Here is a 23046-nt window from a genome sequence, read left to right as displayed (position 1 = left end):
TCAATACTCCCAGGGCAGCGGGCCGTATATCTGACAGCGGCCCGGGCCGGAAAAAACAGGTTTCTGGCTCACCACAGCCGCAGCCCCGTCCGTGGTGCCGGTATCTTCATCAATTTCAATGCCTGGGATATCCGTATCCCCGGAAGCAATGCGCTTCAGCCGGCTGATGGCGTCCTCATACCGCTTCCGGAACTCCTCCGGAGCATCCGCCCGCCTGGACGAAATCCTGTAAATACTGATATCCACGGCCAGATCTTTGATCAGGTCCGGTACCGGACTCAATCCCGCCCCGTACCGCCCGCAAATATGGGAATCAATAATGGCCCCGGCCCCGGTAATGGCTGCCGTGATTTTGCCCTGGTCCGCAGCGCCGGCATCGCTGTCGTCGGTGTAACGGACCAGGTCACGGGCATCCATGGCCGCCTGGATATCAGCAATCGTGCAATAAGCCATATCAAGAAACTGGAAACTTGATACAAGATACAAGACGTATCAAGTGTCTTGTATCAAGGTTCCCCTCCCGTTCATTATTCAATTCTTGTTTCATGTTTCTTGTCTCTAGTTTCATGAAACCACCGTGGCCCAGCAGATCGCCTTGACCACCGGCGCCGGGAACGGCTTGCTGCGGCCGATGATCTTCACCCCGGACGGATCGTCAGACTTGACCGGTTTGGAGTAATAGGGCATGGCTGCCAGCTGGGCATCCAGATCATCCAGGGCGCAGTAAAACAGCGTGTGAATCGCATCAGAGGCATAGGCCATAATCTGTTTTGCCCCAACCTTGGCCGTGGATGCGCCGGTGATGGGGTCCAGATAACTTTCAGCCATTTTTTTGATCAAAAAACCGCCCAGGGAGATGCCGTCCGCCGACACCTCCACCCGCAGCTTGGCCTTGGGGTTCTCCCCGTACACCTCGGCCAGGGTCAGCAGCTGGTTGTAGGCATCCTTGCCCGCCCAGAATTTGACCTCACCGCCGTACCCGGAATCCTCCACCAGGGTTTCCATCTCCTGGAGATGATTGAACACCTTGCGCACATTGGCTTCCGCAGCGTCCCAGAGCACATCCGGCGTATAGCTCAGGGGGGAGCCGAAACTGACCTGATAGGTATCCGTGCCCCCGCCCTCCAGGGCCACAGGCCAGGTCACGGTTCCGGTCAGGGATTTTGCGGCAATGCCTTCGGCAGTTGCCCGGCAGATCCGGCGCAGGTTGTCGTCCACAGTGGATAGTCTGGCCTGGACCCCTTGTTCATCCAGGTGTTTGAGCCGGTTCATGTCCGCAGCCGTGAAAAAATCATGGGTGGCAACTTCAAAGGGCTCGTAATCATCCAGGGAGAGCGATCCCCGCTTGACTGCCAGGGATGCCGCTCCCCGGTTGATCAGGGGCATGGTGGCAAGGATGCTGCTCAGATCAGAGCGGCCCACCTTGTCGAACGGGTGGTTCACCTTGCGGGTAAAAAACGTGTCCACCACCGTGGTCTTGAGCGGCTGCAGCTGTTTGAGCCGCTGGGCCACTGCCTTTACATTGAAATACTTCCTTAAATCCAACATTGAATACTCTCCTTTTATTCTTGATCAATGCGCTTACACCGCGTGGATGTGCCGCTGTCTGAGCCGCTCCACAACAGCATCCCCGGCGGCTGTCTGGGCTGTGACACCCACCTTGAGCGCTGACTTTTTAACTGCTCCGAATACCACCGCATTGGACACATCCATGTCCGAGGTGTCGGTCTCAGCGTCCAGGACAGCCACAGGGTCAGGGCTGTAATCCAGCTCCACAGCAGCAGCGTTGGCCGGAGCAGCGGTAAAGCCCACCACCACCTTGCCGGTCTGGTAATTGATTGACCCGGCTCCGCCGGTGCCGGCAAGATTGCCGCAACCGTCATCATCCAGAGTGATGGATTCTGCCGTCACTTCTGCAGAACCAGGCTCAATAGGCCCGACCTGGCCGGTAAACGCTTTTTCTGTCCCATCTCCTGTGCCGATCTGTTCGGTCAAGCCGGCATATGGCAGAAATTTGCCGTCCGCGTCCTTTCCAAGGACCAGCCCGCAGGGCCAGACAGCATCGTCGGACTCCAAGGGAACCGGCTGGACATTGACCGGGGCCATGGGAATCCCGGCACGTTCGGCATCAAATGTTCTGGATGAAATGTTTCCACTGATAGGCATTTTTGCTCCTTTGCGCAGGCTTATGCTGCGCCGTTATGCATAATTGTTGATGTCTTTAAACACGTCCTGGTCATTGCCGTGTGCAGGCCCGGCATGATCCGGCTTTGCAAACTCATTCAAAAGCCCGTCTTTGTCCGGATCAAGCGCCTCAAGATCCCGCAGATAATTCTCCCTGGGGGTGACAGTCTCTTTTTTGCCGTCCGGGGCGCAAAATTCCATGGTGGCATCTGCATCAGCCATGGCCTTTGCAAAGGAGAGTACTTTGGCTTTTTCTGCCGGTTTGATCCTGCCCGATTCCGCCAGGGCATCCACCCGGGCCTCCAGGGCCTTGTCCGCCTGGTCCTGTTTGAACTTTTCAAACTCCTGCTTTGTTGCCTCATGGGCGTCCTGTTCCTTTTTCAGATCCGCTTGGGCCTGACCGGCCTTGCCCTGCAGGGCCTTGGTTTCGTTTCCGGCCTCCAGGGCTTTGACCTTGTCCTTGAGCCCCTGAATCTCTTTGTCTTTGGGGTCCATTGTCCCCTCCTTTTCAAAATTGATTTGATTGATCATGTATGTCAGAAGGGTTTCCCCCTCGCCGCTGCCGTCATCTGCTTCGAAATTTACTGGCCCCAGACCTTCCACCGCCGGTTCCTGCCCGGCCCCCAGAAGGCCCACATGCCGGATCACCATCTTCACCGGATCTATGGAAACCGATTTGGCCAGGTTTAAGCCCTCTTTTACGGCCATGGACAGGATTTCAGGCACATCCCGGTACTGAGCCCTCAATTCATCCCCAAAACGCTTTAAACTGGCAATTTTACCGAATTCAAACGCCTGGGCATGTTTCTGGGGGTGCCGGATCACGATGGGGGCATTCCCGCCTGTATTCGCCGCAAGGGCGTCCAGATCTTTCGCAGTCCAGTCCCGGGTTTGACCGTTTGAGCTGGTGTGGGTGCCTGCCTTGAAGATCAGATCCCAGTTTTTGTCTGTATTTCCCATGGATTGACTTTTCATCCCCTTGTGGTTAAAGTGGTTTTAAACCGGTAATTTTTAATATCAGGAGCCCAAAGATGGCGTTTCTTTACAAATGCGAATCCATTTTTGACCACAATCCCACGGCCAAGGAACTGACAACCCTTGGCATGGAATCTGCCGATGAGATCGACTTCGCCAAAAAATGCAGGGCTGAAGCCACCAAAGTTCACTGGCGTCAACTGTGCTTTCTTTTTGATATGCGCGGCCAAAAGGAAAAAGTGGACGAATACTTTGAAAAAGCCCGCAAGGACGGATTTGACGACCTGTTCACCCTGGGCCATGAGCTTGCCGGCGGCTGCATTCAGCATGTTTAAATTCCTCCTAAACACTTTTCAAAATCCTCCGGATTACCCAAATTCTTAAGACATGCTTTAAGCAGGGCTTTATCCTTGCCTGAACGCTCTGCCATCAACTGGCTGACAAATACGGCATAGTCATCCGTATTTTTCTTCAGGTGGATCTGTTCCATCTGTGCCAGCAATTCCATATCATCCAGCCCCAGACGCTCCAGCAGGGCATCAAACCGGCGCAGGTATTTCGCATACCCATATCCGTCAGTCTTGACTTTTTTCGCATGCACGGGCTTGTAACCGCCCAATTGATCCATCATTCGCTGATATGTCCTGCGGGACACCCACTGGTTCACTGTTTCCAGCAGGGTGCACCTGTAATCGCCTTTGACATACGATCCGATTTTCTGGTTATTGTGCTGGATCTCATGCCACAGGCTTTCCAGGGCGTACTCTTCGTTGAACGTAAGTTTGTCCGGGGTCCCCAGCTTCTTGAACGCATTCAACAGGTCCCTTGACGGTGTCATGCCGATGCCGGCAAATTCGCGTGTGGAAATGGTAATCCCGCCCTGTCCGTCCGTGGCCATCAGGTAGCCGGCGGATATGAATTCAACCTGCTTGATCCCTTTCCGGCTTAACGGCGCAAGCTTGTCTTTGATCGCCCCAACCATATCTGTCCGGGTTTTAACGCCCAGGGCCGCCTTGCCCGTCACCTTGTCAATGGCAGCTTTCCCGGCATCCCCAATGGGTTTGCTGTACTTGCCGAAATCCGGCTCCCAGAACGATTTGGCGGTATTGCCGGCAAAATTATTGTCCGGCATCAAAGGCCTTGCCGGCATCTTATTCCCGGTCTTTGGGTCAACGGGCTCCACCAGGGCGCCTTTCTTGAGATAGGTATCTTCCTTCAGCCCCTTGCGGTCCATTTCCCGCTGGGACAGGCTGGTCACCGTACACCGGCACCGGTGGCCGTTGGGCGGATAAAAGGTGTCCCAGAACGGATCATCCGCCCGTTTGACCTTGCCGTGGAGCAATGCGTGTATTGGCCTTGTACGTTTGTCCTTAATGGCTGAATACCGCCAGAACGGCCGGGTTTTAACCGTTGCCATCATCTGCTTGTACCGGCCGGTCTGGTAAGCGGTCTGCATGTTGGTGCGGTAAATGGTCTCCAGATGAAACCCCTTATCCTCCCAGCCTGCGGGCAGTTTTTTGAGTACATCCTCTTTCCAGGCCCCGAACGCCTGGCCGTCAGCCAGGGCCTTTCCCAGGCTGTCATACACGGCCTGCACCTGGTCCATCCGGGCCAGTCCGGACACGGTAAAGGCCGTGGCCCGGGCATGGCCGGCCAGATCGTAATATTCCCTGGCCGTGACCGGCACCTTGGACTGCCAATATGCCAGGGCGTCCTTTGGCGGGTATTTGCCGAATTCAAAACCCATCAGCGGTTGCCCTCTTGCCCGGATGCATACCGGCCGAAAATCTCACCCTCCATGAGCCCGGTTTCCACCAGGGAGAACAGGCTGTCCTGCTCAAGATCCTGCCCGGCAATCCCGATGAGCCGGTCCTTGAGATCCTCGGGATCATCAGCGTCCTGGATTGCCTGGCGGATCAGCCTGATATTGGCTTTGTTGGCCTTGTAAAAATCGGGAAGCACCGCGGCAATGTGGACGTCAAGTTCGTCCTGGTGACGGCCTTCGGCGCTTTCAAACTCTGCCGCAGCTCCGCCGGTAACTGCCCCGGGTTTATCCTGCTGTTCCACCAGCTCAAATTCATCCGCATCCAGGCCCTGGCGCTCGAAATGGGCCTTGGTGAATCGCACACCCACGTCATACCGCTTCTTGTCCAGGTCAGCCTGGGCCAGCCGGTCTTCGGCCTCCTCATAGGCAAACACCGGCGGATACTCGTTGGACCCGTTCACCCGGGCGTAGATCACGCCCAGATCGCACATGGCATCGCACACCAGCTGCTCATCCGCCTCGGCCACATCCTCCAGGACATGGTAATGGGTCTGGCTGGATGCATAGGTTCCCGTGGAACCGGTAATTTCACTGCTCTGGGTCTGGCAGGAGACCACCTTGCTGATCACGGCGTTCCAGAAATTCAGATAGCTGATAAACGCATCAGATCCCCCCTTTGAGTCCACTTTTACGATCTGGTGTTCCGATCCGTAGGGCAGCACAGCCACGGCATCCTGGACCATGGCGGCCAGGGAAGAGGCAAGCTTCTGCCGGTCTTTTTCGTCAAAACTGGACGGGGCCTTGGCCACCTGAAAAGCCATCCCGTACCGCTCCAGAAACCGGTTGCACCACTCCACGCCCGCCCGCTTGAACGCCACGGCCCACAGACACCGGGAGAGCAGCCGCAGCCCGTAGGGGTTCTCATACGTGGGTTCATGCTGCACCAGCAGAAATTTGCCGTAGGGCACCGGCTTTTTCTGGCCGTTTTCCAGGAAGCACAGACGCCCGTCACCGTCAAAACAGAACCAGTGCCGGGGTTTTTCTTCCATGGCAACCAGTTTCAGCCGGGAGCCGTCCACGGCCCAGTACAGTTCTATGACCGAATATCCGTAAAAAGGAGCCGCCAGCATGGCGTTAAACTGGTTTTTAAGCTTGATTCCGGCCAGGTCCATGGTCAGGTCCCGGCAAAGGGTTTCTGCGCCCTTGGACGCTGAAATTCCCTTTTCCGGCTGCCCCGGGGAATAATCGTAATTTCCCTTGTTCGTCACCTTGCGCCGGCGCAACTGCATGGCCATGGTCACCTGGTCGTCGGCAGCCAGGGCATCCAGCACTTTGGCATCATCCCCGCGTTTGCGCAGGACAGGGTCCGGATCAGGCAGAATGTCAAACACAGACCCCGTGGCCGTGGCCCAGGTGACCATCTCCGTGGTCAGGGATTTAGGTTCAATTTTTATGGGGTCGCCGTACTGGTCCAGGATCATGTCACCACCCCTTCATCATCCGGGACACAGTTCCGGCACCGGCGGTCACAGGGAACGGGGCCGGAATATCCCCGGCAATGGTCTTGATGGCAAACAACGCAAGGATAGCGGCCACAGCCGCGTCACAATGCCGCTGATTTGCCCCTGACTGGCTTTTCCCTTCCGGGGGCATGGCAATACCCTTCTTTACTTTCATGGCCCTGAAATCGTCTAAAATCGTGCTTCGTTTGGGTATGAAAAATGTCCGGTCCTCAAGGTTGGATTTAAGCCGGGGAGAGTGCTCCCTGTACCACCCCTGGGAGAGCATTACCTCTTCCACCAGATGCACCCCGTAATCCTGGCGGGCATACTCGGCCGTGGCCTGGCCGTTGCCCCGGGCGTCCAGGGCCAGCCCGGAAAGCCGGGGCAGGCGGTCGCAGATATATTTGTAAATCTGGTACTGGGTCCGGAACGGGGCATTGCGCAGCTCCAGGACAAAGGGCGTATGCACGGACAGATCCGGCAGTTCAGCCACCACCCAGTCCACGGTTAAATCCCCGGACCGGCCAAAGTCGGTGCCCATGCCGTGCCGGTGGTTTGGGTTCAGGTCTTTCAATAACGGGTCCAGATGCTCCCGGCAAAAGTCCAGGGTTTCCCGCTCGGCAAGTCCAATGTCCCAGTCCACAAAATCATCTGCCGGCGGGGTCCATTCGATCACCGAGATTTCGGGCTTCATGCACCCTTCGATCATGGTCCGGTTGAGCCAGGCCCCGCCGCCGCGTTTGGGAATACAGAACAGCTCTTCGTCCGCATCATCCCCGAAGTCCGCCAGGGTCTCTTCAATCCATTGGGCCTGGCCCTCTTCGGAAAAGGCAATGCGGCGCTTTTTGCACACCACGTTCCGGTAATACCCGTCATTCAAGGCGTCGTTGAGCGTGGTGCGGTGCAGGGAATAAGGCAGCTTGCCGGCCCGGATATCCAGGATAAGCTGGTTAAACGGGTTATCTTCTCCGTTGTGGGTGGACAAAATACCGATGCTGCCGCCCAGCATGGTCAAGGCCTTGGCAGCGGCAAATACGGTGTCGAAATCTTCGATAAAAGCCGCCTCATCCAGGATCACCCGGCCCTGCTTGGACCGCAGGGCAATGGCTTTGCTGGGAAGCCCCACCACCTCAAACCCCGTGGCAAACCGAATCCGGTACACTGTGACAGCCTGGTCGTTCTCCAGAACCACGGTTTCCTCTTCCATTTCACCGGCCACCAGGTTGAATTTTTTCGCCCACAGGGCCGTATCTCCCACATACTGGCTGGTCATGTCCTTGTTGGTGCCGATGTAATAGGTATTCATGCCCCCGGCTTCCGGTAATGTAGCTGCCAGCAGGGCAGACTCGGATGCGTCCCCAAAGGATGCGCCGATACGCCTGGACTTTTCCCAGACTTTGATCCGGGCTTTGTCCTTATTCCAACCGGTTTGATAGGGTAAAAGCGGCATATTATCCTTCCAGCAACTTTCTGATCAGCTCAGCCTGGTCCGCATCAAAACCCTTTTGCTTTGATCCGGTATCTTCTTTGGTGGCATATTGGCGTTTCATATCACCCCAGGCCTTGAGACCGGCCTGGATCTGTTTGAGATCCATGGTGTCCGGACTATTAATCATCCGGGCGGCCCGGTGCTCTATGGCGCCCCATAGGGCATCCACCATGGATGCTGGGTCATTAAAATTCACATCCGGCACATCCCTGGCCGGATCTGCCGCTCCTGGCTTTATTTTCTCCAGGGCAATGGCGATCTTCTCCATGGCGGCAACGGCATACACGTCCTGGGCATCCTTGGTGGTCAAGGCATTTTTGAGAAGCCCGGCCCGCAGCAGGACCGTATTCTCCCGGATAGACACCTGGGCGTCCCGGTACTCCCGGCGCCGGGCGGTCCACCCCTCATCCGAGCCCCATTTTTTAAGCTGGGAAACAGACACCCCCGTGGCTGTGGACACCTGGTCATAGGTCATGCCGTCCACGACATAGAGGCACCGGGCGTCCAGGCGGGTATCAAGGGGATAGGCCTCAGCCATCAGATCGGCCCCAGGGACCGGTCGATATTTTTGATTTCAGCCTTCAGCTCCTTGTATCTGACAACCTTGTCTGCCAGCTCAAAGGACTGATGCTGCACCAGCACCGGATCAATTTCCACCGGGTCTATATGAGGATTAAGCAGGATTCTCAAACTGTCCCGCAGCCCGATGATGGAAAGATTCAACTGTCTTGCGGCCAGGTCTTTTTCCTGTTTCTGTCCCAGCCAGATAAGGTGTTCACTCACGGTTCTTCTCCTTGTCGATTCGGTCCACCAGCCGGGTCATGGCCTGGGTGTTAAGGGTCACTACTTCCTTGAGATCCCCGGCCAGATCCTCATATCGCTTTACCAGGGCCGCATTGGTCACATACATATCCCGCATTTCCTGCATGTCTGCTGTGTAACGGTCCATCACCGTCTGGACCCGCTCATCGGCCCTGCGCTGGATCTCCTCTGTTTTCTGCTGGCCGAAATACCAGAACACCAACACCAGCCCGATGGGGCCAAGGTTCAGGACCATTTCAAGGATTTTCATGTAAGAGTGCCCTGATGTTACGATTGTTGCCGGGTCCATCAGGTCTCCTTTTCCGTGCTTAAAAGCTCAAAATGCACCAGATCATTAAACCGTTGATCCATGGTATCGCCATCCCGGTCCCAGTCCCCGCCCCACCGCAGCTTTATTCCCAGCTCCCGGGCCTTGCCTATGACTTTGCCCGCAAAAAAATAGAACTGACCAAGCTCATGCCACGGCACCCCTTTGCCAGAAAAGTACGGCCCCACATCCACAGCCAAGGACGGCATGGTATTGTGTTTGCCGTCTGGCCACTGAACCTTGGATTTTCTTTCGGAAAACATTTGATTCTGCCGGGCCTTGGCCCGGTGGCCTTCAATGATCGTGCAATCATCATCCTTGACCACTTCCCGAAACAGCTCCTGGAGCAGGGGATGGCAGGTGTTTAGTTTGTCGTTGGATTTAAGCGAAAATTCCGGCATTGCATTTTGATCTCCCTGTGTATAAAAAACCTTTGCGAAAACACGGAAATCTTAATGCCAGAATAGTGAAATGGTATAGTGAAGTACTTCACAAAAACACTTCACTCCGGGCCGAAAAACTCAGCTCCGGAGTGAAATAATAAAGAGGGTTTATGCAGGTTTATATATTATTAAGCTGATTGCATCTTCCAAAGCGATTCTGCTATTGCAAACCAATTGTCAGTTTTCAAATGTTCATGCCGAATGCCGTGTTGTTCACAGTATTTACGTGCCTTTGCCTGTAACTCTTTGGATGGGAATTCACTGAGTTCTGGTTCAGGTGATCTCCACATATCTGTAATTGCGTCTGACATATTATTCACATTTTGTTTAGGATTATACCAGATTAAGTTGATTCAAATCCGCGCCATTCCTGGCCCGTCATGATGATGTTTACCCGGGTCATTTCCCCGCAATGCTCACATTTTGTACGCTTTTTTGCTTCCAGCTTTTTCCTTTGATTATTCAGGGCTATTCTTTCGTAAACATAACGGCTCTCTTTCCGGGCAAACCGGCACAAAACAGCCATCGGATTCAGCAATTCACCGCAATCCTTGCATTTGCAATATGCCAGATCTTCATGAACGAGAATATGCATATGCTTGCAGCCGAAGCGCTTCAGGCGCTCCTTTTCCAGGCAAATCAATCCTGGTTTTGTGTTAATTTCGATTTCCATGTTTCACCATTTTATAATCAAGCCGTGGAAAGGAAAGCCATGTGTTTTCTCAAAAAAATCAAAGAATTCAATGGAGGTGTAGAAACCATCCGCATTAGCAAGATTTGTCTCTGCAGCCAAACTCAGGGTTATAGTACCGACAACAACATTATGCCGCCCTTCAATAGTGATCGCCTCTGTGGATTTACAGACATCTTCTCGCAGCTTGCGGCAATATTTTGTCCTGAGACCATAGAAATGATACAAGGTCTGGCCCGGCCTCGGATCTTTACCATCCTTACGCCTCGCTCTGATTGTCTGGCGTTTCTCACCCGATTCAACCTTGCCAGCGAATTGTTTTTTATAATTCAATGACGGCATTCTACCTCTCCTTTACCCGCTCAAAAACTTTAACCTTAAGCTTGGTCATTGCCAGCACAGCAGGCTTCAACTCTACCGGCATCCTGCTGTATCCTGCCTGATTGAGCCGGGCCAGTTCCGACCGGGTAACAGCCTCTAAATTGCCTGGATCAAAATTCCGCCTATCTCCATCCTTGAAGATCACCACCATCCCGGCAGGAACTGGCCCGTTATGTTGTTCATAAATATGGACGTGCTTATGTTTAAACCTGGTTTTCGCGCCGGTGTAGGGGTTCTGCTCAGCAACCTTGACAAGAATATAGCCATCCTTACTGTCGACCCGTTCGCTGCCCACAGGTCTGCAATTGGCCGGAATATTCCCCTTTTTGAAACTGCCTTTGTTCGGCCCTGTCAGGCCCTGGCCCTTTGTGTCGGCGTTCCAGGGAGAATTACCTTTTTTAAACTTGCCGTCTCTGCCAGACACGATCCCTTTTCTTGATATAAGCGCCTTGATCTGGGTGGGTGTTTTATCCATGCCGTACTCGTTATTAAACGCCTGGGTGAGCTGCCGGATATTCATAAACAAATACCAGAATTTAAGAAACTCGATCTGCCCCGGGGTATATCTTCTCTCAGTCACGGGGCCGTTCCTCCAGGGCTTCGGCCTTCTTAACTCCCAGCATTTCAGGCGCCGACTTCATGAGGCCGTCATTAATCGCCGTATATGCTTTCAGCGCCAGGGCGGCATTGTCTATAATCTGGGCTGCGCAGCTACTCATGGCCTGGGACCGTTTGATTTCCCGGTTCAAATCTTCCCCTTTCAGGTCATCGTCATTAAGCCGCTCCAACTGTTCAAACAGATGATTATTCAAATCCATAAGCTTGTTTTTCATGGTTGCTCCTTAAAGTTTTCATTATCTTCAAACAGATCCAGCTCCCGTTCCTTGACTTTCGGACGCCTGGACCGCTGCTCCTGGACAATGATCCGGATCTGCCGGGTGGTGAGCTGATAGGCCAGGGCCAGATCCCGGAAATTTTCCCCGTTGAATGCCTGGTAAATCCGGCGGTCCCGGATAGACCGGACAACAGACTCCACCTTGGGGACATACAGCGTACCACCGGAAAACATCACCAGAAGCTTCTTGGCAGCGTCAACATCAAGGGCGTCCGCCACATCCCGGATATCGCCGTCCAGGTCATCCCTGGTTATTTCGTCCCAAAGGTCCATTGGCCCCCTTCAGTATTTAATCACCACCGGCCGTTTTACGGGCGTAACGTCAAACTCAGGCACCGGACATTCCCCCGCAGCCACCATCTGCAACGCATCCACACGGACTCGCAGGCAGGCTATTTCCCGTTCCATGTTCCGAGAGCGGTCAATTTTACACGTAATAACACCCAGCCCAAGCATCAGGATCGCCGCCAACAGTATAAACACCTCAAATCTCATCATTCGGCTTCCCTGATTCCCAGATCCCTGGCAGCTTCGAAGATATCAATTCCGCCCTGATCCAGCTTTTCATGGCAAATTTGGCACTCTCCGGATACATGCATGGGACACCGGGCCTTTAATTGTTTCATCGCTTCATACGCGGCCCTGGACACCCGTTTTTCAGCCAGAGCCGCGCCAAGCACAAAGCAATAACACCTTCCAGACATAATATCCCGGATTCGCCGCCGGATCAGCCGGGTTTCAGTTTCTGTGTATCTTTTTTTCATAATTACACCTCATTGAGGGAAATGCTCGGCAATATAGAAACGCACCTCAATGTCCTCATGGGGCGCCATCCACCAGTCAGGCCCATGTTTTTTTTTCATCTGGTTTTCAAACATCCCTTTAAGCCCCTCAATTACAACAAAAGCATCATGAGATGTTTTTACCTTTGAAATTTTGAACCGTTTCTTCATCCACCTGGTCATACCGTTCTCCACCCGCCAGGAGATGAGCCCGGCCAGGGCGTCAATCTTTGACAGCTCTGCCGGGCTGGCCAGGGCCACCATCTTGCCCGGCTGTTTTTCATGGGCTGCCCGGACCGGGCGTTGCCGCCGGACATAGGGCCGCTTGTCTGACACAATGGCAAAGCCTTTTTTCACAAGCTCATCAATCAGCTCCTCGGCCTGGGCATAGGTCAGGTCCGTGGTAGAACTGACATCATACCGCGTCATCAGCATCACCTTCTTGTCCACCTTACCGATATCAAGCTGCCCACAGGCAATGGCGATAAGCTGACGCTGCTTTCTGCTGGATTCAAGATTGTTTTTATCCAAGGTGATTCCCTCCTATAACGCCGCAAAATCAAGGCTGATTGGCTGCCATTTATCCTGGTTGCCCACCCGCTCATACACCCGCATATACCGCTTTGACCCGATCACCTGCAGGCTGTCCGATATGGCATCCATAGCCTTTTTCCAGTCCGGATCATTGATCTCAAGCCGCCGCAGCCCAAGAATCCGCTGCAGGTTAAATTTACCCTCCTTATCCACGGCAAAGGCGTCATTGATAATGGTTTTAACCTCGCTGCGGCTGCCCTGGGTCCAGGAGTTCAGCAGCTTGTCAATCAGCGCCTTGGCCGCGTTCAGCCGCTCATCAGGCACCACATACTCCGCAACCTGCACCTGAATTTTTTGCCTGCCGTCGTAGGAAAACAGGTTCAGATTCCCCTTTCTGCCACCCAGGGATACCCCGTAATCAGACGCGGACATCTCCACAAAGGCGTCGATTTCAGACATGGCCACATCCTTGAACTTGGCCATCATGTTCCGGTGCGTCCGGGCTTCAATCGCAATACTCCTGACCAGCCCATCCCGGATTTTATCAATCTCCTTGACATTATCCCTATGCACCAGACGGCCCTGGCTGTCTGCCATGTATTCATTCAAATCAACTGCTGACATTTTTAAATTCTCCTTTCTTATATCCATCGTAAAGCGCCAGGCCAACAGCGCATCCCCGGCACCCGATAAACCTGTGATAAAGAGATTCCAAGCCACCACGGACCTTTTTCGTTGGTCCGGCAGCAATCGCCTTTTGCCGCAGCACACAGGTCTTCTCCGGTATGGTTGCTTTATAAACTTCACAATACATGGGATACCCTTCCTGTCTTGCGCCGGGCCTTTTCCGGCCGCCAGTTCCCGGCAGGTGCCACCGCAGTGGACCGGCACAGCCTGCAAGGCAACCCCGGGTTGGTGGTGGCGTAAATCCTGCCGCACTCATGGCAGTACATCTCAATGTAATGGGGCGGATTGTTACGGGTAACACTTCTTGAGTGAATCCGGCCATACATGGTTGGCTCCTTTCCATTGACAGTTCCGGAACACCCCGGATACACTGCCGATGCATCAGCTTGCGTGGTTGTTGCAAAAGGCCCGGATCACAGATGTTGGCGCATCTGCCGGGCCGCTCCCTATTCAACGTCTTTCTTTCCCGCCGACAGTGACTTGCGAAAATATGCGATCGCTGCGCCAATAATAAAAATTCCGGCTAACTCCTCCACGATTTTAATGAAAACCCAGACTCCGATTATTCCGATTATTATTTTCATCACTCAGCCACCTTTTTTCTATCCATCAATTCACGGATCGCATCAGCCGCAAGTACCAGCCCGTTACGCTGAGCTGCTCTATCTGTTCCATCCCCGGGCAACTCCCCCGGAATAATCCACTCCTGCACAGCTTCCCAGGCATCATCCAGGCCCCTGCGGTATTCTGAGTCATTTGTTTCTGTTGTTTCTGTCCTTATGCGGAACATCGCAGGGATAAGAAACGCGACTACAGGCAAAGATTCTCCCGTTGCGTATACCGCAAAACAAACACCCGCAGCCGTCGATACCCAGATGCACGCATAAGCAAGATATCCGGCAACATTGACTATGGTTTGATTTTTAGACACACCGCACCCCCCTTAAGCCGCTGTTAATTCTTTATTTCCGCTATGCCTTGGGCCAAGCACAGGCATGCCGTACTTCGCAGGCCACCACCGCCCCGCCGCCACAACAGCCCGGGACGCGCACCCCGGACACGGGTCACTCACCCGGTGCGCCTGCCACTTCCTGCCACAATCCAGACAGATCATGGTGGTGATATAGGACCTGCGCCTTGCGTTCTTTCCAATTATTGCCGATATCGCTGTCATTATTTTTCCCATAAGTCTCTTTCCTCCTGTTCTCTACCCGTTAACAACCTTGTCCATATCATTACCGGAAATGCCGGCATCCGACCGGGTCGCCAGCACACTTTTCAGAATATCATTGCCAGACCTGGCCTGGTCCGCAGGTGTTTTCTTCGTGGCCCGGGCCACAGACTTCCTGGGCATGGCCTCCCGCCTGATATCCATAGCCCGGGCCACAACATCCCCGTCAACCAGGTCCAGGCCGGCAGCCAGGCTGCGCCCCATGAGATCCACCACCAGGGCCTGCAGGTCCAGGAAATTGGATGTCCCGGAATGCTCAGCCACCATATTCACAGCCTCATCCGTGAACATCCGACCCACGGTGCTTTGGATATATCCGGCCACCTCATCCATGGTCAGCCCCATCATCACCACACTGTCAGAACGCAGCCGTACCTCGGAAACGCCACGTTTGGCCATGGGGTCGGACTGCCCCACCAAGACAACGGAAAACAACTCCCTTTTTCCCATCCAGTCCATTTCCCGCAGGGTCTTCAACGCACGCAGGGTATTGCCGTGCAGCCGGTGGCTCTCTTCAATCACAAGCACAACATCCTGTTTTGCCGATGCCTCACCCAGGATGCGACGCAGCTGTCTGGCCCTTATTTCCTGGCATCGCTTTGGATTCTCTTCACTCAGATCGATCACCATGGCTTTCTCAATACCTGCAATTCTCAGGCGTTCTTTGTCCTTAGACTGAACATTGACCTGTCTGGCATTCATTTTCATCAAGGCAATATCAATCGCAGTGCTCTTGCCAACCCCCCGATCTCCTACAATGCAAACCATATCCTTGTTCTGAATGGCCATTGAAAGAATCCGTTTGACACGGATGCTGTCTCCGGTTTCAAAATTCATTTTTTTGAACAGATCAAATTTAAAGCCGCAATTGACAAGTATTTCATTCCTTGTTAACTTAACCATAATTTACTATCCTTTTGTTTTCGTTATTATTTTCGACATGTACCTCAAGGGCCAGGTCCGTCACAAAACGCCGGGATAACCCATTCTCAAGTATCAAATTTTTAATGGGCTCCCGGTTTTCCTTATCCGGCACAAATCCACAGATGGATATAAAATCCTGCATGGCAACCTCCATGGACGGGTAGGTGTCGATATCCAGAGGGTCTTCCACCTGCCGGGTCTCTTTGATCCGGACCGGGAACTGTGCCACATTCCCTTTATCCGCAGGATCAGTATAAAGAGTATTCCGCAGGCCCTGCTCAACACCATTCTCATTCACGGCCTTAAGATTCCTGGCCGCCTTGGTGGCCACCTCATCAGGCGTTTCTTTCTGTCCCTTGTAAGTGCCGTATGACAGGGGTTTAAATGTCTCCACCTCGTACTTTTCGCCGGTTGCCTTATCCTGCACCACCAACCGGTCATCGAATAACCCCTGGAGCACCCATACCTGGGCATCATGCAGCCCTTTAACCTCGTATGACTCCCCGTGCAGAGCAAAGCACCCGTCATTTTCAACCTTCCGGCTGTAGCGTTTGGCCGTGGTGGCAATGGCGTTTTCCGGCATCTTCACGATACCGCCGCGCAGGCTTACCCGCTTCCAGACATTGAGCCGGGACACCTTTTTTTCGTACCGGTGGGCCATATTGTTGTAAGATTCAAGGTAGACGCCAAACCGACGCCGCAGTTCGCTTAAACGGATTTCAAAAGTCTTGTGGTTTTCCAGGTAAAAAGGGGTCTCAAACCGCTGCCAGGTGGTTCGCCAGGGCCGCTCTATTTTCCCGTGGGGCTCTGATTTTAAAGGGACGCTTGGATCAACCTCTATGGATAGCCGCTTGATGAAATCCTTGGCCGCTTCGCTGCTCATCATGGGGCCATGATCTGATTTAAGGACCTCGGGCAGCCCGATCTCAGACCACGCCCAGGACAAAAAATCCATGTTATCGCGGCAGGACTCCCCCTTGGCTGTCACATACCGGGCCTTCATCAGTCCGGAATGATCATCCACCAGGCCGTAGATCCACAGCCGCTTATCTTCGTACGGGTCCTTGGGTTTGTTTTTGTACCCCTTATAAGGCCGGGCATCCAGCTTCAGGATCGCATCCCCGTCCGGCAGGGGTTTTTTCACATAAAAACAATCCGACCCCGAGGCGTCAATATGGTGCAGCTGGTTCGGATAATCCGCCTGGAACCTCACCACCTTGTGATTGCGCTTGCCCATGCCAAGTTTCCTCATGTGCTCGTTAAATGTGGATACAGACACATCCAGCATCTGGGCGGGGATTTTGCCGTTATCCACCGCCGCCTGTATTGCCTGTTCAGTGATGATGAGCCGTTTGCCCTTGGGCGGCCGCCGCTTTATCTGGGCCACCATCAGGGCAGCTTCCGTTATTCCCGCAATTTTAGGTGTTCCTGTCCGGGCTTTGCGATCCCCTTTAAACTCCTTGGGGATGCATAGGTAAAGCGTCTTCACCGTACACCCCAGAGAGTCTGCCCAATTTTCCAGCATCCGCCGTTTCTGCCCGTGGGATGCGCACTGCCAGTCAGACAGGATCTGTTGTTTCATTACTGGTGTAAGGTCCATGTCTACTCCGCCAAAAATCTGTCTGTCCAATCCTGCCGAAGATCCTGGAGAGCCAGCTCGGCCTGGCCCATATAAGCCCCCACCCGGATTTTCAGTTCATTATCCTCATCAATGCGGTCGTCCATGATAAATTTACGGCACTTGACCACCAGGGTCTGGGTTATTTCGCAGATCTCCTTCATGTACGCCTCGCTCCAGCTCTGGTCCAGGTCCGCCACATCCAGGGGTTTTAGCCGGGCCACTTCTTTAATCAGTGCGTCCCGCTCCACGGCCAGGCCCTTGGTGGCTTCCTCGACAATTTTGTCCGTCTCCTTTGTGGCCCGGGCCAGCTTTTTTTTAAGATCCTGCTGCTGGGTTTTGTGGGATTCGATCAGGGCATCAATGACTGCTTCGATTTCGTCTTTGTTGTCAGGCTCAAGCAATACTTCAGAGTCGCCTATGATAAGTTTGTTTTTGGACAATTTGGCCGATTCTGTATTAACTGCGCGACCTAACATCCTGATTTTATTAAATGGCATCCCGAGCAAATCGACCAAGCTGGCCGAAAATGATTCTGCTATGGGGCCAATTTCTGTCAATACTCTATCAACAGTTCTTCGCGGCTCCCCGACAACTTCGTCGCAATACTCGTCCCAGGTTCTTCCGCCTTTTTTATAGCTTTTGCTCTGCTTGAGCTGATAAAGCTCGGCGTATTTGATGAACTCCAAATGACACTTTTGATGGACAATCATCTTAAGTACGCCGGTAGTCTCAGATTCTTCTCGGATAGCATCAATTTCACTAATCTTGGCTTCAGCTTCCCTGGAGGCTATATCCACCGCCGTCTCCATTGCAGTAACATTGATATCTTTCATTTAAACAGCTCCTATTTTTTCTAAATCGTTATTGGCAAGATTGCGCATAGACATCCGCGATTGCTTAATGGACTCCCAAATTACCCCCCAATAAATACCAAGCTCATACCGTTCATATACCTTCCGGACCAGTCCTCCTTCCTCAAGGGTTGCCAGGTGGCACATGACTGTGCCAAAAGGCTCTCCAACAGCATTGGCAATCTCAGTAGCAGACACAGGCTGAACCTCCTGGGCCATGAATTTCAATATCGCAATAGTCTTTTCCACCGCCGCCAACTTCCTGTATGATGTCATTTTTTCTCCTTATCTTTGACTCCGTGCTCATTTATGATATTGATGGCATGCATCAGCGGCCAGACACATTTATAATTACTTTTACGGACTTGATTAAATTGACATCTCAGCCACTCATAAATGTTATCATTCCAGCCCTTGGGGTGATCTTCGGAGTTGTCATCACAGGACTTATCAACCGATGGCAACGCCGGGAACAATACCTGGGAGTACTCTTCAATAAAAAGCTGGAGTTTTATTCTCTGCTTGTAAGTAAAACAGCAGATATGACTTGCCACATAACAATCGACTGCAAAGATGAACTGCCTTCTGAAAATTTCGTTAAGGTTGTAACTGTTTTGGAGAATCGCGCGTTCGACGAGAAAGCCGATGATCTCGAAATTTTCCTGACCAAGAATAGAATCATAGCCTCCAAAAGCGTGGTAAAGATCGTGAATGATTTTCTCCTGGCAGCGCAAATCAATGCGCCTCTTGAGGATAAGGAAGGTCCGATGAAGATCATCCATGAACGCCTGAGCCTTGAGTGTCGGACTGAACTGGGCCTTGGTTCCCTTGAAAAACGATTGAAAAAGATCAGATAAATTCATATCTAAACCTCCACAACTTCCGGATAAACCCACACAATATCCGACCTGCCAAAAGTTATATTCATATCCGCCGCGTCCTCGGAAACAGCCGTACCAGTAAGCATGCAGCCATCAAAAACAGGCTGAATCATCCGCACATACGAATGATCCAGCACGGCCCCGCAGGTATGAGTAAGGGGAATCGCCACCCCGGCCCGGGTCATCACCACCAGGGCGCCATCACTCCCGGCCTCGGCAATCGCCTGCCGGATCAGCGCCGCAGCGCACCTGTATGTCTTGTTCATGGCATCCCCCATGCGTAGATACGCCCGTCACCGACCAGCACCCTGTTTTCGTCATATATTTCCAGCTCCGCATGCCAGTCAGCCACCAGGGTGTCTACAGCAATATATTCAATTTCCAGATCCCCGTTGATTTGATCTACAAGGTCAGCCCGGATCTCATCAAACGCGTGTTCACCAGTAATCGCGTACTCTATCTCCTCATCAAACACGACATCATTAAAAAGGGTTGCCTCGGCAACGATAGTGATAGTCTCCATATTGATTTCCTTATTGCTTAAGCACTTTTCTGGTGGCCCGGAGCCGGGCTTCCAGCTCACCGAATTCATTTATCCCCCCTGCGGATGCGACTGACCCGCCGCGAACGACACAGCGACGGTTGCCATGGATCAGGAAAGATGGGTTTAATTCCCTGGATAGCCATTTCCCTCCTAAGGATGGGGTTGCGCATCAGCTTGCTGTTATCGCAAAAAAATACTGCGGGATGTTCTGACTGGTCTCTTAACCGTTTCATAGAATCCATGGACGTGCCTCCTTTAAGGCCTGCATTTCAGTTCTTTTTTAAGTTTATTGATCTCAACAATATGTTCTTCAAGCTTACCCAGCGCCATCTGCCGGATTTCTGAACCCGTGGCGATCTTGGCCCCTTCGGCCTCTACAAACGCCCGTGCAGGCTCAAGGGATTTGGTGATATGATGGATGGCGAAAAGGTAATATGCCGGGATAGGCGTCTCGGCAGGTTTACTCAGATAATTGTTTAACATATGGATAGTCAGAGGATTCCGGCAGATCATATCCTCTTTTTTTTCGGCGTCCTCAGCCGTCCGCCCAAAATAGCAATTAACCCCGTCAACAAGCTGTTCCCTGCTCAAATTCGCATCATCAATAGCTTTTTTGATGGCAGCAGCCAGTGCAACGCAAAGACCAAACTCATTTTCCGTAGCCCGGGGCTTGGGTGGACCGGTGACAATCTTCTCTTTCAATTGCCGCCGCTCCTCCAGAACCTTTTCAAGCTTGCTGGGAAATTCCCAGTCAAACTCCATTTGATTGGGGTCTATTTTTTCTTTGCGTTTAGACATTGAACCCACCTCATTGATGATATAGGCTGAAAACTGCCTGGGAATGACACTTGCAAAAAACTTTGATTTGCCATAATAGATATCCTTAACTGCTTATAACTATAAGGAGATGACATTATGAACACAGAAAAATCCAACGAATCAGAAGAGCCCTGCACCGAAAGCAAGCTTTTAGCCTTATACACGTCAACCGTTTGTCTGGCCCGCACCCTTGCTAAAGCAGGTGTTCTTGATAAAGAAAGCTTCAAGGCTGAACTCGCTTCCGGTCGGCAACGGCTTGAACTTCTCGACCCTGGCACAGGTCACTATGTTCAGGCGTTTGATGAACTTCTGCCGATGTTGACGAACGTTTGGAGCACTGACACGTAAAACTGGGTGGCGGGGTATAAGTATCCCAAAAATTGTTATCCATTTTTATTCTCCTTTATCTGTTGGTTTACGCCGCATGGCTGCCAAGACGGGTAAGGGGCCGCCCGGATTTTCCAGGATCTTTTTTAATCTCCCACACCTGGTCCACCGGCTGCCCGATCAACTCTGCGATCCGGCACCGCACCCGGTGGCTCCGGGTTTGGTTGTAAATAACCTGGGAAACCAGAGGCTGGGATACCCCGCAAATTTCAGCCACACGGTTCTGGCTGTAGCCGGCCGCCTCCAGGGCGTATTTGATTTGAATCGGGGTCATGATCTTGCGTTTCAATTGTGACTCCTTTTTTTAAAATTATTGGTGTTAAGCTATAACGATAACCTTATTAAAATTAATACACCGCTGCTGTACTAAGTGTCAAGGAAAATACAGCTACCATGTCGAAAATTGACTTAAATTTAGATTTTGATGCTATTCGGGAACGAATAGATAAAGAAAAGCACGGTATAAAACCCAGTATTTGGGCTGATAAGGTGGGCGTCTCACGTAATGTTGTCACGAACATTCACGGCAGTGTTAAGCAAAAGCCATCGCTTGAGTACATCGTGGCTGTATCAAAAGCCACAAACAAATCGGTCGACTATTACCTTTGGGGGACAAAAGAAACAAACAAACCCGAGTTGAAAAACGACACCCCTCAAGTGATTGTAGAACACCAAGACTTAATAAAAAGGTATGCAGATCCTGTCCAGGGCAAAGAAATAAACGAACAACTCATTGATATCCAGGACACAGACAAAACCCTGTTTCAAAGCGCGGTAAGCTCTATTAAATCCATTTGGGATACAGCAATGACAATCCGGCAGGTTAGAGGGAAAAAGACAGCCTCGGAAAAGAACCTAAAAAACGGAACCGATGGATGAAAACCTGCAGCACACCCAATATTTTATATATCAACTTCAAACAAGAGGAGCCCCCATGAAAAGCGCATCTATTTCTTTTGAGCAGTACAACAATTTGGCATAGACAATCGGTAGTATTTTCAATATTTCTATATCAAATTCAAACATACTCCAAAGGAGGTTCTTATGCACATCAAACCCACTGTTTCCCTAACCGTAGTCATTATCTTTTCTTTTGTCCTTATTTCCAATACCAATGCTTTTTCGCTATGGGGTCCCCCTAAAATAGATGGAACATCCGATGCAGCATTCAAAGAATCCATGGAAAAGGTTCAGAACAAATTGCCTGAAGACAAAAAAAAGCTGTTTATCAATGCCGTTCAAACAGTCATGCTCAAAGATTTTGGAAATATCCTTTCACTGGCATTCACTACGCCGGAGAAAGCCAAAACCAGCGCAGAGGAGCTCGGTGAAAAAGGAATGAAGGCCTTGCACGGCAAAACAGCAGACGAAATCATCATAGAAGCAGCATTGTTAAACCAGCAAACCGAAACAAAAAGAAAGAACGCTGAACAGGAGAGGATGAAAGCCTGGGAGGAAAAAAGAAAAAAAACTCTGGAAGAAATAAAACAGGCAGAACTCCGGGAAATCAAAGAACTGCAATCTAAAGAAATCAAAGCAGAGAAAGCCAAGGCCGAGCTACTGAAATTTGAAATAACATCATCAAGATTCCATATGGAAAAAGAAAAATACGGCCCGGATCAGCCAGTCATAGACCTTGTAGTATCCAACGGTCTGGCAATCCCCATATCAAGGGCATATTTTTCAGCAACACTCCAGAGCCCTGGCCGGTCAGTTCCCTGGTATACAAACAGTTTCAATTACAAGATCCCAGGTGGCATCGAACCAGGGGAAAAATTATCCTGGTCCCTGGCACCAAACAAATTCAGCGAATGGGGAAAAGTGGATACGTCAAAGGACGCTTTGTTAACTCTTGAAGTCCTTCGCCTGGAAGATGCTCAGGGAAAAACAATTGATCCAACAGAAGAGTTTTCGACAGTGGACCAGCACCGCCTGGACACCCTGAAAGCAAAATACCAATAAAGGCCCCATGACTGAACTACACATCCCCACTTTAAGACGCCTGGCCGAAAAACAACTCAGGGAAACCGGCAATGTCAGTAATGAAACCTTAGACCTGATCATAGAAGATTGGGGAATTGAACTTGACAGATGGAAAGACAAGGAACGGGGAAAAAAAGTTTGGCGCCAGCTCATAACGCTATATTTGCTGGCCCCGGGAAAATACATGAAAGCCGCCTGCTATATAAAAGGAATGAGCGATGCAGTCACCACTCTGTCAAAACACCACCCAAAACCCAATATGGAAAACCTTGAACAAGAACTTAAGCGGCTGGAATCCAGCCACAACACTCCGCCCCCAGACATAGTGGCATAAAAGGGGAATATATG

The 23046-nt window shown here is 51.8% G+C and carries 39 protein-coding genes; 5 read left to right on the top strand and 34 right to left on the bottom strand.

Going from position 1 to position 23046, the window contains the following annotated elements; all coding sequences use genetic code 11:
* The 4 genes from Q366_RS20245 to Q366_RS08870 form a co-directional block, all read right to left on the bottom strand.
* Entirely contained in the window at positions 1–453 is a 453-nt protein-coding gene (locus tag Q366_RS20245) for a gp436 family protein (protein WP_156968147.1), read from the bottom strand.
* A 111-nt stretch (positions 454–564) separates the two neighbouring features.
* Positions 565–1548, bottom strand: coding sequence for a major capsid protein (locus Q366_RS08880; RefSeq protein WP_035238145.1), 984 nt, complete (start codon positions 1546–1548; stop codon positions 565–567).
* 33 nt (positions 1549–1581) lie between these two features.
* The gene (locus Q366_RS08875; protein ID WP_035238142.1) at positions 1582–2166 is read right to left on the bottom strand and encodes a hypothetical protein; all 585 of its coding nucleotides are present in this window, start codon (positions 2164–2166) and stop codon (positions 1582–1584) included.
* Between the two features lie 33 nt (positions 2167–2199).
* Positions 2200–3144, bottom strand: coding sequence for a hypothetical protein (locus Q366_RS08870; protein ID WP_156968146.1), 945 nt, complete (start codon positions 3142–3144; stop codon positions 2200–2202).
* A gap of 71 nt (positions 3145–3215) precedes the next feature.
* Between Q366_RS08870 and Q366_RS08865 the strand changes: the two genes are divergently transcribed.
* Positions 3216–3494, top strand: coding sequence for a hypothetical protein (locus Q366_RS08865; protein WP_035238137.1), 279 nt, complete (start codon positions 3216–3218; stop codon positions 3492–3494).
* Here the strand turns inward: Q366_RS08865 and Q366_RS20240 are convergent.
* The 29 genes from Q366_RS20240 to Q366_RS08720 all read right to left on the bottom strand — a co-directional run bounded on the left by Q366_RS20240 (position 3491) and on the right by Q366_RS08720 (position 20307).
* Positions 3491–4906, bottom strand: coding sequence for a phage head morphogenesis protein (locus tag Q366_RS20240; RefSeq protein WP_051957937.1), 1416 nt, complete (start codon positions 4904–4906; stop codon positions 3491–3493). The two genes, Q366_RS08865 and Q366_RS20240, sit on opposite strands and share 4 nt — an antisense overlap.
* Complete coding sequence (locus tag Q366_RS08855; protein WP_051957936.1) at positions 4906–6405, bottom strand: phage portal protein family protein; 1500 nt, start codon at positions 6403–6405, stop codon at positions 4906–4908. Before Q366_RS08855 ends, Q366_RS20240 begins: the two co-directional genes overlap by 1 nt.
* Position 6406: 1 nt before the next feature.
* On the bottom strand, positions 6407–7876 hold the full coding sequence (locus Q366_RS08850; RefSeq protein ID WP_035238136.1) for a hypothetical protein: 1470 nt from the start codon (positions 7874–7876) through the stop codon (positions 6407–6409).
* A 1-nt stretch (position 7877) separates the two neighbouring features.
* Positions 7878–8453, bottom strand: a complete 576-nt coding sequence (locus Q366_RS08845; protein ID WP_035238134.1) for a hypothetical protein — start codon at positions 8451–8453, stop codon at positions 7878–7880.
* Positions 8453–8698 carry a hypothetical protein gene (locus Q366_RS08840; RefSeq protein WP_035238132.1) on the bottom strand — a complete coding sequence of 82 codons (246 nt, stop codon included), beginning with the start codon at positions 8696–8698 and terminating at the stop codon, positions 8453–8455. Before Q366_RS08840 ends, Q366_RS08845 begins: the two co-directional genes overlap by 1 nt.
* Entirely contained in the window at positions 8691–9026 is a 336-nt protein-coding gene (locus tag Q366_RS08835) for a hypothetical protein (protein ID WP_035238130.1), read from the bottom strand. Before Q366_RS08835 ends, Q366_RS08840 begins: the two co-directional genes overlap by 8 nt.
* On the bottom strand, positions 9026–9445 hold the full coding sequence (locus tag Q366_RS08830) for a M15 family metallopeptidase (RefSeq protein WP_035238128.1): 420 nt from the start codon (positions 9443–9445) through the stop codon (positions 9026–9028). The genes Q366_RS08835 and Q366_RS08830 overlap by 1 nt, the downstream gene beginning before the upstream one ends.
* A gap of 385 nt (positions 9446–9830) precedes the next feature.
* Positions 9831–10160, bottom strand: coding sequence for a hypothetical protein (locus Q366_RS20235; protein WP_051957935.1), 330 nt, complete (start codon positions 10158–10160; stop codon positions 9831–9833).
* 3 nt (positions 10161–10163) lie between these two features.
* Positions 10164–10520 carry a hypothetical protein gene (locus tag Q366_RS08820; RefSeq protein WP_035238125.1) on the bottom strand — a complete coding sequence of 119 codons (357 nt, stop codon included), beginning with the start codon at positions 10518–10520 and terminating at the stop codon, positions 10164–10166.
* Between the two features lies 1 nt (position 10521).
* Entirely contained in the window at positions 10522–11139 is a 618-nt protein-coding gene (locus tag Q366_RS08815) for an HNH endonuclease signature motif containing protein (protein WP_035238123.1), read from the bottom strand.
* Complete coding sequence (locus Q366_RS08810) at positions 11132–11392, bottom strand: hypothetical protein (protein ID WP_035238122.1); 261 nt, start codon at positions 11390–11392, stop codon at positions 11132–11134. Before Q366_RS08810 ends, Q366_RS08815 begins: the two co-directional genes overlap by 8 nt.
* Positions 11389–11727: a Mor transcription activator family protein gene (locus Q366_RS08805; RefSeq protein ID WP_051957934.1), complete on the bottom strand. Its 339-nt coding sequence runs from the start codon at positions 11725–11727 to the stop codon at positions 11389–11391. Before Q366_RS08805 ends, Q366_RS08810 begins: the two co-directional genes overlap by 4 nt.
* 9 nt (positions 11728–11736) lie before the next feature.
* Positions 11737–11952, bottom strand: a complete 216-nt coding sequence (locus tag Q366_RS08800; RefSeq protein WP_035238120.1) for a hypothetical protein — start codon at positions 11950–11952, stop codon at positions 11737–11739.
* Positions 11949–12218, bottom strand: coding sequence for a hypothetical protein (locus Q366_RS08795; RefSeq protein ID WP_035238118.1), 270 nt, complete (start codon positions 12216–12218; stop codon positions 11949–11951). Before Q366_RS08795 ends, Q366_RS08800 begins: the two co-directional genes overlap by 4 nt.
* A 9-nt stretch (positions 12219–12227) precedes the next feature.
* Entirely contained in the window at positions 12228–12767 is a 540-nt protein-coding gene (locus Q366_RS08790; protein WP_035238116.1) for a phage protein GemA/Gp16 family protein, read from the bottom strand.
* A gap of 12 nt (positions 12768–12779) precedes the next feature.
* A complete protein-coding gene (locus Q366_RS08785) occupies positions 12780–13394 on the bottom strand; it encodes a DUF3164 family protein (RefSeq protein ID WP_035238114.1) in 615 nt (204 codons plus the stop codon).
* A complete protein-coding gene (locus tag Q366_RS08780) occupies positions 13381–13584 on the bottom strand; it encodes a hypothetical protein (protein ID WP_035238112.1) in 204 nt (67 codons plus the stop codon). The genes Q366_RS08785 and Q366_RS08780 overlap by 14 nt, the downstream gene beginning before the upstream one ends.
* Positions 13574–13783: a hypothetical protein gene (locus Q366_RS08775; protein WP_035238111.1), complete on the bottom strand. Its 210-nt coding sequence runs from the start codon at positions 13781–13783 to the stop codon at positions 13574–13576. The genes Q366_RS08780 and Q366_RS08775 overlap by 11 nt, the downstream gene beginning before the upstream one ends.
* Positions 13784–14040: 257 nt before the next feature.
* Positions 14041–14388 (bottom strand): hypothetical protein, encoded by a 348-nt coding sequence (locus Q366_RS08770; protein WP_035238109.1) that lies wholly within the window; start codon positions 14386–14388, stop codon positions 14041–14043.
* Positions 14389–14400: 12 nt separating this feature from the next.
* The gene (locus Q366_RS08765) at positions 14401–14643 is read right to left on the bottom strand and encodes a hypothetical protein (protein WP_035238107.1); all 243 of its coding nucleotides are present in this window, start codon (positions 14641–14643) and stop codon (positions 14401–14403) included.
* Between the two features lie 21 nt (positions 14644–14664).
* Positions 14665–15591 carry an AAA family ATPase gene (locus Q366_RS08760; RefSeq protein ID WP_051957933.1) on the bottom strand — a complete coding sequence of 309 codons (927 nt, stop codon included), beginning with the start codon at positions 15589–15591 and terminating at the stop codon, positions 14665–14667.
* A complete protein-coding gene (locus tag Q366_RS08755) occupies positions 15584–17212 on the bottom strand; it encodes a DDE-type integrase/transposase/recombinase (protein WP_035238105.1) in 1629 nt (542 codons plus the stop codon). Before Q366_RS08755 ends, Q366_RS08760 begins: the two co-directional genes overlap by 8 nt.
* Before the next feature lie 2 nt (positions 17213–17214).
* Positions 17215–18066, bottom strand: coding sequence for a hypothetical protein (locus Q366_RS08750; RefSeq protein ID WP_035238103.1), 852 nt, complete (start codon positions 18064–18066; stop codon positions 17215–17217).
* Entirely contained in the window at positions 18067–18360 is a 294-nt protein-coding gene (locus tag Q366_RS08745; RefSeq protein WP_035238102.1) for a helix-turn-helix domain-containing protein, read from the bottom strand. It abuts the gene before it with no gap.
* Positions 18357–18947, bottom strand: coding sequence for a hypothetical protein (locus Q366_RS08740; RefSeq protein WP_035238100.1), 591 nt, complete (start codon positions 18945–18947; stop codon positions 18357–18359). Before Q366_RS08740 ends, Q366_RS08745 begins: the two co-directional genes overlap by 4 nt.
* Before the next feature lie 2 nt (positions 18948–18949).
* A complete protein-coding gene (locus Q366_RS08735) occupies positions 18950–19231 on the bottom strand; it encodes a hypothetical protein (protein ID WP_035238099.1) in 282 nt (93 codons plus the stop codon).
* Positions 19228–19488 (bottom strand): hypothetical protein, encoded by a 261-nt coding sequence (locus tag Q366_RS08730; RefSeq protein ID WP_156968145.1) that lies wholly within the window; start codon positions 19486–19488, stop codon positions 19228–19230. The genes Q366_RS08735 and Q366_RS08730 overlap by 4 nt, the downstream gene beginning before the upstream one ends.
* A 65-nt stretch (positions 19489–19553) precedes the next feature.
* Positions 19554–19751 (bottom strand): hypothetical protein, encoded by a 198-nt coding sequence (locus Q366_RS08725; RefSeq protein WP_035238096.1) that lies wholly within the window; start codon positions 19749–19751, stop codon positions 19554–19556.
* 13 nt (positions 19752–19764) lie between these two features.
* Positions 19765–20307 carry a hypothetical protein gene (locus tag Q366_RS08720; RefSeq protein WP_035238095.1) on the bottom strand — a complete coding sequence of 181 codons (543 nt, stop codon included), beginning with the start codon at positions 20305–20307 and terminating at the stop codon, positions 19765–19767.
* A 117-nt stretch (positions 20308–20424) separates the two neighbouring features.
* Between Q366_RS08720 and Q366_RS08715 the strand changes: the two genes are divergently transcribed.
* Positions 20425–20676 carry a hypothetical protein gene (locus tag Q366_RS08715; protein WP_035238094.1) on the top strand — a complete coding sequence of 84 codons (252 nt, stop codon included), beginning with the start codon at positions 20425–20427 and terminating at the stop codon, positions 20674–20676.
* Positions 20677–20743: 67 nt separating this feature from the next.
* Here the strand turns inward: Q366_RS08715 and Q366_RS08710 are convergent, their stop codons facing one another.
* Entirely contained in the window at positions 20744–21004 is a 261-nt protein-coding gene (locus Q366_RS08710) for a transcriptional regulator (protein WP_035238093.1), read from the bottom strand.
* Between the two features lie 104 nt (positions 21005–21108).
* Here Q366_RS08710 and Q366_RS08705 point away from each other — a divergent pair, with 104 nt between their 5' ends.
* The 3 genes from Q366_RS08705 (at position 21109) to Q366_RS08695 (ending at position 23032) form a co-directional block, all read left to right on the top strand.
* Positions 21109–21594: a helix-turn-helix domain-containing protein gene (locus tag Q366_RS08705; protein WP_035238092.1), complete on the top strand. Its 486-nt coding sequence runs from the start codon at positions 21109–21111 to the stop codon at positions 21592–21594.
* A gap of 165 nt (positions 21595–21759) precedes the next feature.
* On the top strand, positions 21760–22677 hold the full coding sequence (locus Q366_RS08700; protein WP_084691761.1) for a DUF6694 family lipoprotein: 918 nt from the start codon (positions 21760–21762) through the stop codon (positions 22675–22677).
* A 7-nt stretch (positions 22678–22684) separates the two neighbouring features.
* Positions 22685–23032, top strand: coding sequence for a hypothetical protein (locus tag Q366_RS08695; RefSeq protein ID WP_035238091.1), 348 nt, complete (start codon positions 22685–22687; stop codon positions 23030–23032).
* Positions 23033–23046: the final 14 nt, after the last annotated feature.

The organism is Desulfobacter vibrioformis DSM 8776 (assembly GCF_000745975.1).
GTDB lineage: Bacteria > Desulfobacterota > Desulfobacteria > Desulfobacterales > Desulfobacteraceae > Desulfobacter > Desulfobacter vibrioformis.
The sequence above is the reverse complement of the archived record's forward strand: the minus strand, read 5'-3'. Positions and strand labels throughout refer to the sequence as shown.

What these genes read in the sequence shown, in the direction of transcription:
- Q366_RS20245 (WP_156968147.1), bottom strand. Translation starts at nt 453, where the DNA reads ATGGCTTATTGCACGATTGCTGATATCCAGGCGGCCATGGATGCCCGT.
- Q366_RS08880 (WP_035238145.1), bottom strand. Translation starts at nt 1,548, where the DNA reads ATGTTGGATTTAAGGAAGTATTTCAATGTAAAGGCAGTGGCCCAGCGG.
- Q366_RS08875 (WP_035238142.1), bottom strand. Translation starts at nt 2,166, where the DNA reads ATGCCTATCAGTGGAAACATTTCATCCAGAACATTTGATGCCGAACGT.
- Q366_RS08870 (WP_156968146.1), bottom strand. Translation starts at nt 3,144, where the DNA reads ATGGGAAATACAGACAAAAACTGGGATCTGATCTTCAAGGCAGGCACC.
- Q366_RS08865 (WP_035238137.1), top strand. Translation starts at nt 3,216, where the DNA reads ATGGCGTTTCTTTACAAATGCGAATCCATTTTTGACCACAATCCCACG.
- Q366_RS20240 (WP_051957937.1), bottom strand. Translation starts at nt 4,906, where the DNA reads ATGGGTTTTGAATTCGGCAAATACCCGCCAAAGGACGCCCTGGCATAT.
- Q366_RS08855 (WP_051957936.1), bottom strand. Translation starts at nt 6,405, where the DNA reads ATGATCCTGGACCAGTACGGCGACCCCATAAAAATTGAACCTAAATCC.
- Q366_RS08850 (WP_035238136.1), bottom strand. Translation starts at nt 7,876, where the DNA reads ATGCCGCTTTTACCCTATCAAACCGGTTGGAATAAGGACAAAGCCCGG.
- Q366_RS08845 (WP_035238134.1), bottom strand. Translation starts at nt 8,453, where the DNA reads ATGGCTGAGGCCTATCCCCTTGATACCCGCCTGGACGCCCGGTGCCTC.
- Q366_RS08835 (WP_035238130.1), bottom strand. Translation starts at nt 9,026, where the DNA reads ATGGACCCGGCAACAATCGTAACATCAGGGCACTCTTACATGAAAATC.
- Q366_RS08830 (WP_035238128.1), bottom strand. Translation starts at nt 9,445, where the DNA reads ATGCCGGAATTTTCGCTTAAATCCAACGACAAACTAAACACCTGCCAT.
- Q366_RS20235 (WP_051957935.1), bottom strand. Translation starts at nt 10,160, where the DNA reads ATGGAAATCGAAATTAACACAAAACCAGGATTGATTTGCCTGGAAAAG.
- Q366_RS08820 (WP_035238125.1), bottom strand. Translation starts at nt 10,520, where the DNA reads ATGCCGTCATTGAATTATAAAAAACAATTCGCTGGCAAGGTTGAATCG.
- Q366_RS08810 (WP_035238122.1), bottom strand. Translation starts at nt 11,392, where the DNA reads ATGAAAAACAAGCTTATGGATTTGAATAATCATCTGTTTGAACAGTTG.
- Q366_RS08805 (WP_051957934.1), bottom strand. Translation starts at nt 11,727, where the DNA reads ATGGACCTTTGGGACGAAATAACCAGGGATGACCTGGACGGCGATATC.
- Q366_RS08800 (WP_035238120.1), bottom strand. Translation starts at nt 11,952, where the DNA reads ATGATGAGATTTGAGGTGTTTATACTGTTGGCGGCGATCCTGATGCTT.
- Q366_RS08795 (WP_035238118.1), bottom strand. Translation starts at nt 12,218, where the DNA reads ATGAAAAAAAGATACACAGAAACTGAAACCCGGCTGATCCGGCGGCGA.
- Q366_RS08785 (WP_035238114.1), bottom strand. Translation starts at nt 13,394, where the DNA reads ATGTCAGCAGTTGATTTGAATGAATACATGGCAGACAGCCAGGGCCGT.
- Q366_RS08780 (WP_035238112.1), bottom strand. Translation starts at nt 13,584, where the DNA reads ATGTATTGTGAAGTTTATAAAGCAACCATACCGGAGAAGACCTGTGTG.
- Q366_RS08775 (WP_035238111.1), bottom strand. Translation starts at nt 13,783, where the DNA reads ATGTATGGCCGGATTCACTCAAGAAGTGTTACCCGTAACAATCCGCCC.
- Q366_RS08765 (WP_035238107.1), bottom strand. Translation starts at nt 14,643, where the DNA reads ATGGGAAAAATAATGACAGCGATATCGGCAATAATTGGAAAGAACGCA.
- Q366_RS08760 (WP_051957933.1), bottom strand. Translation starts at nt 15,591, where the DNA reads ATGGTTAAGTTAACAAGGAATGAAATACTTGTCAATTGCGGCTTTAAA.
- Q366_RS08755 (WP_035238105.1), bottom strand. Translation starts at nt 17,212, where the DNA reads ATGGACCTTACACCAGTAATGAAACAACAGATCCTGTCTGACTGGCAG.
- Q366_RS08750 (WP_035238103.1), bottom strand. Translation starts at nt 18,066, where the DNA reads ATGAAAGATATCAATGTTACTGCAATGGAGACGGCGGTGGATATAGCC.
- Q366_RS08745 (WP_035238102.1), bottom strand. Translation starts at nt 18,360, where the DNA reads ATGACATCATACAGGAAGTTGGCGGCGGTGGAAAAGACTATTGCGATA.
- Q366_RS08740 (WP_035238100.1), bottom strand. Translation starts at nt 18,947, where the DNA reads ATGAATTTATCTGATCTTTTTCAATCGTTTTTCAAGGGAACCAAGGCC.
- Q366_RS08735 (WP_035238099.1), bottom strand. Translation starts at nt 19,231, where the DNA reads ATGAACAAGACATACAGGTGCGCTGCGGCGCTGATCCGGCAGGCGATT.
- Q366_RS08730 (WP_156968145.1), bottom strand. Translation starts at nt 19,488, where the DNA reads ATGGAGACTATCACTATCGTTGCCGAGGCAACCCTTTTTAATGATGTC.
- Q366_RS08725 (WP_035238096.1), bottom strand. Translation starts at nt 19,751, where the DNA reads ATGGATTCTATGAAACGGTTAAGAGACCAGTCAGAACATCCCGCAGTA.
- Q366_RS08720 (WP_035238095.1), bottom strand. Translation starts at nt 20,307, where the DNA reads ATGTCTAAACGCAAAGAAAAAATAGACCCCAATCAAATGGAGTTTGAC.
- Q366_RS08715 (WP_035238094.1), top strand. Translation starts at nt 20,425, where the DNA reads ATGAACACAGAAAAATCCAACGAATCAGAAGAGCCCTGCACCGAAAGC.
- Q366_RS08705 (WP_035238092.1), top strand. Translation starts at nt 21,109, where the DNA reads ATGTCGAAAATTGACTTAAATTTAGATTTTGATGCTATTCGGGAACGA.
- Q366_RS08700 (WP_084691761.1), top strand. Translation starts at nt 21,760, where the DNA reads ATGCACATCAAACCCACTGTTTCCCTAACCGTAGTCATTATCTTTTCT.
- Q366_RS08695 (WP_035238091.1), top strand. Translation starts at nt 22,685, where the DNA reads ATGACTGAACTACACATCCCCACTTTAAGACGCCTGGCCGAAAAACAA.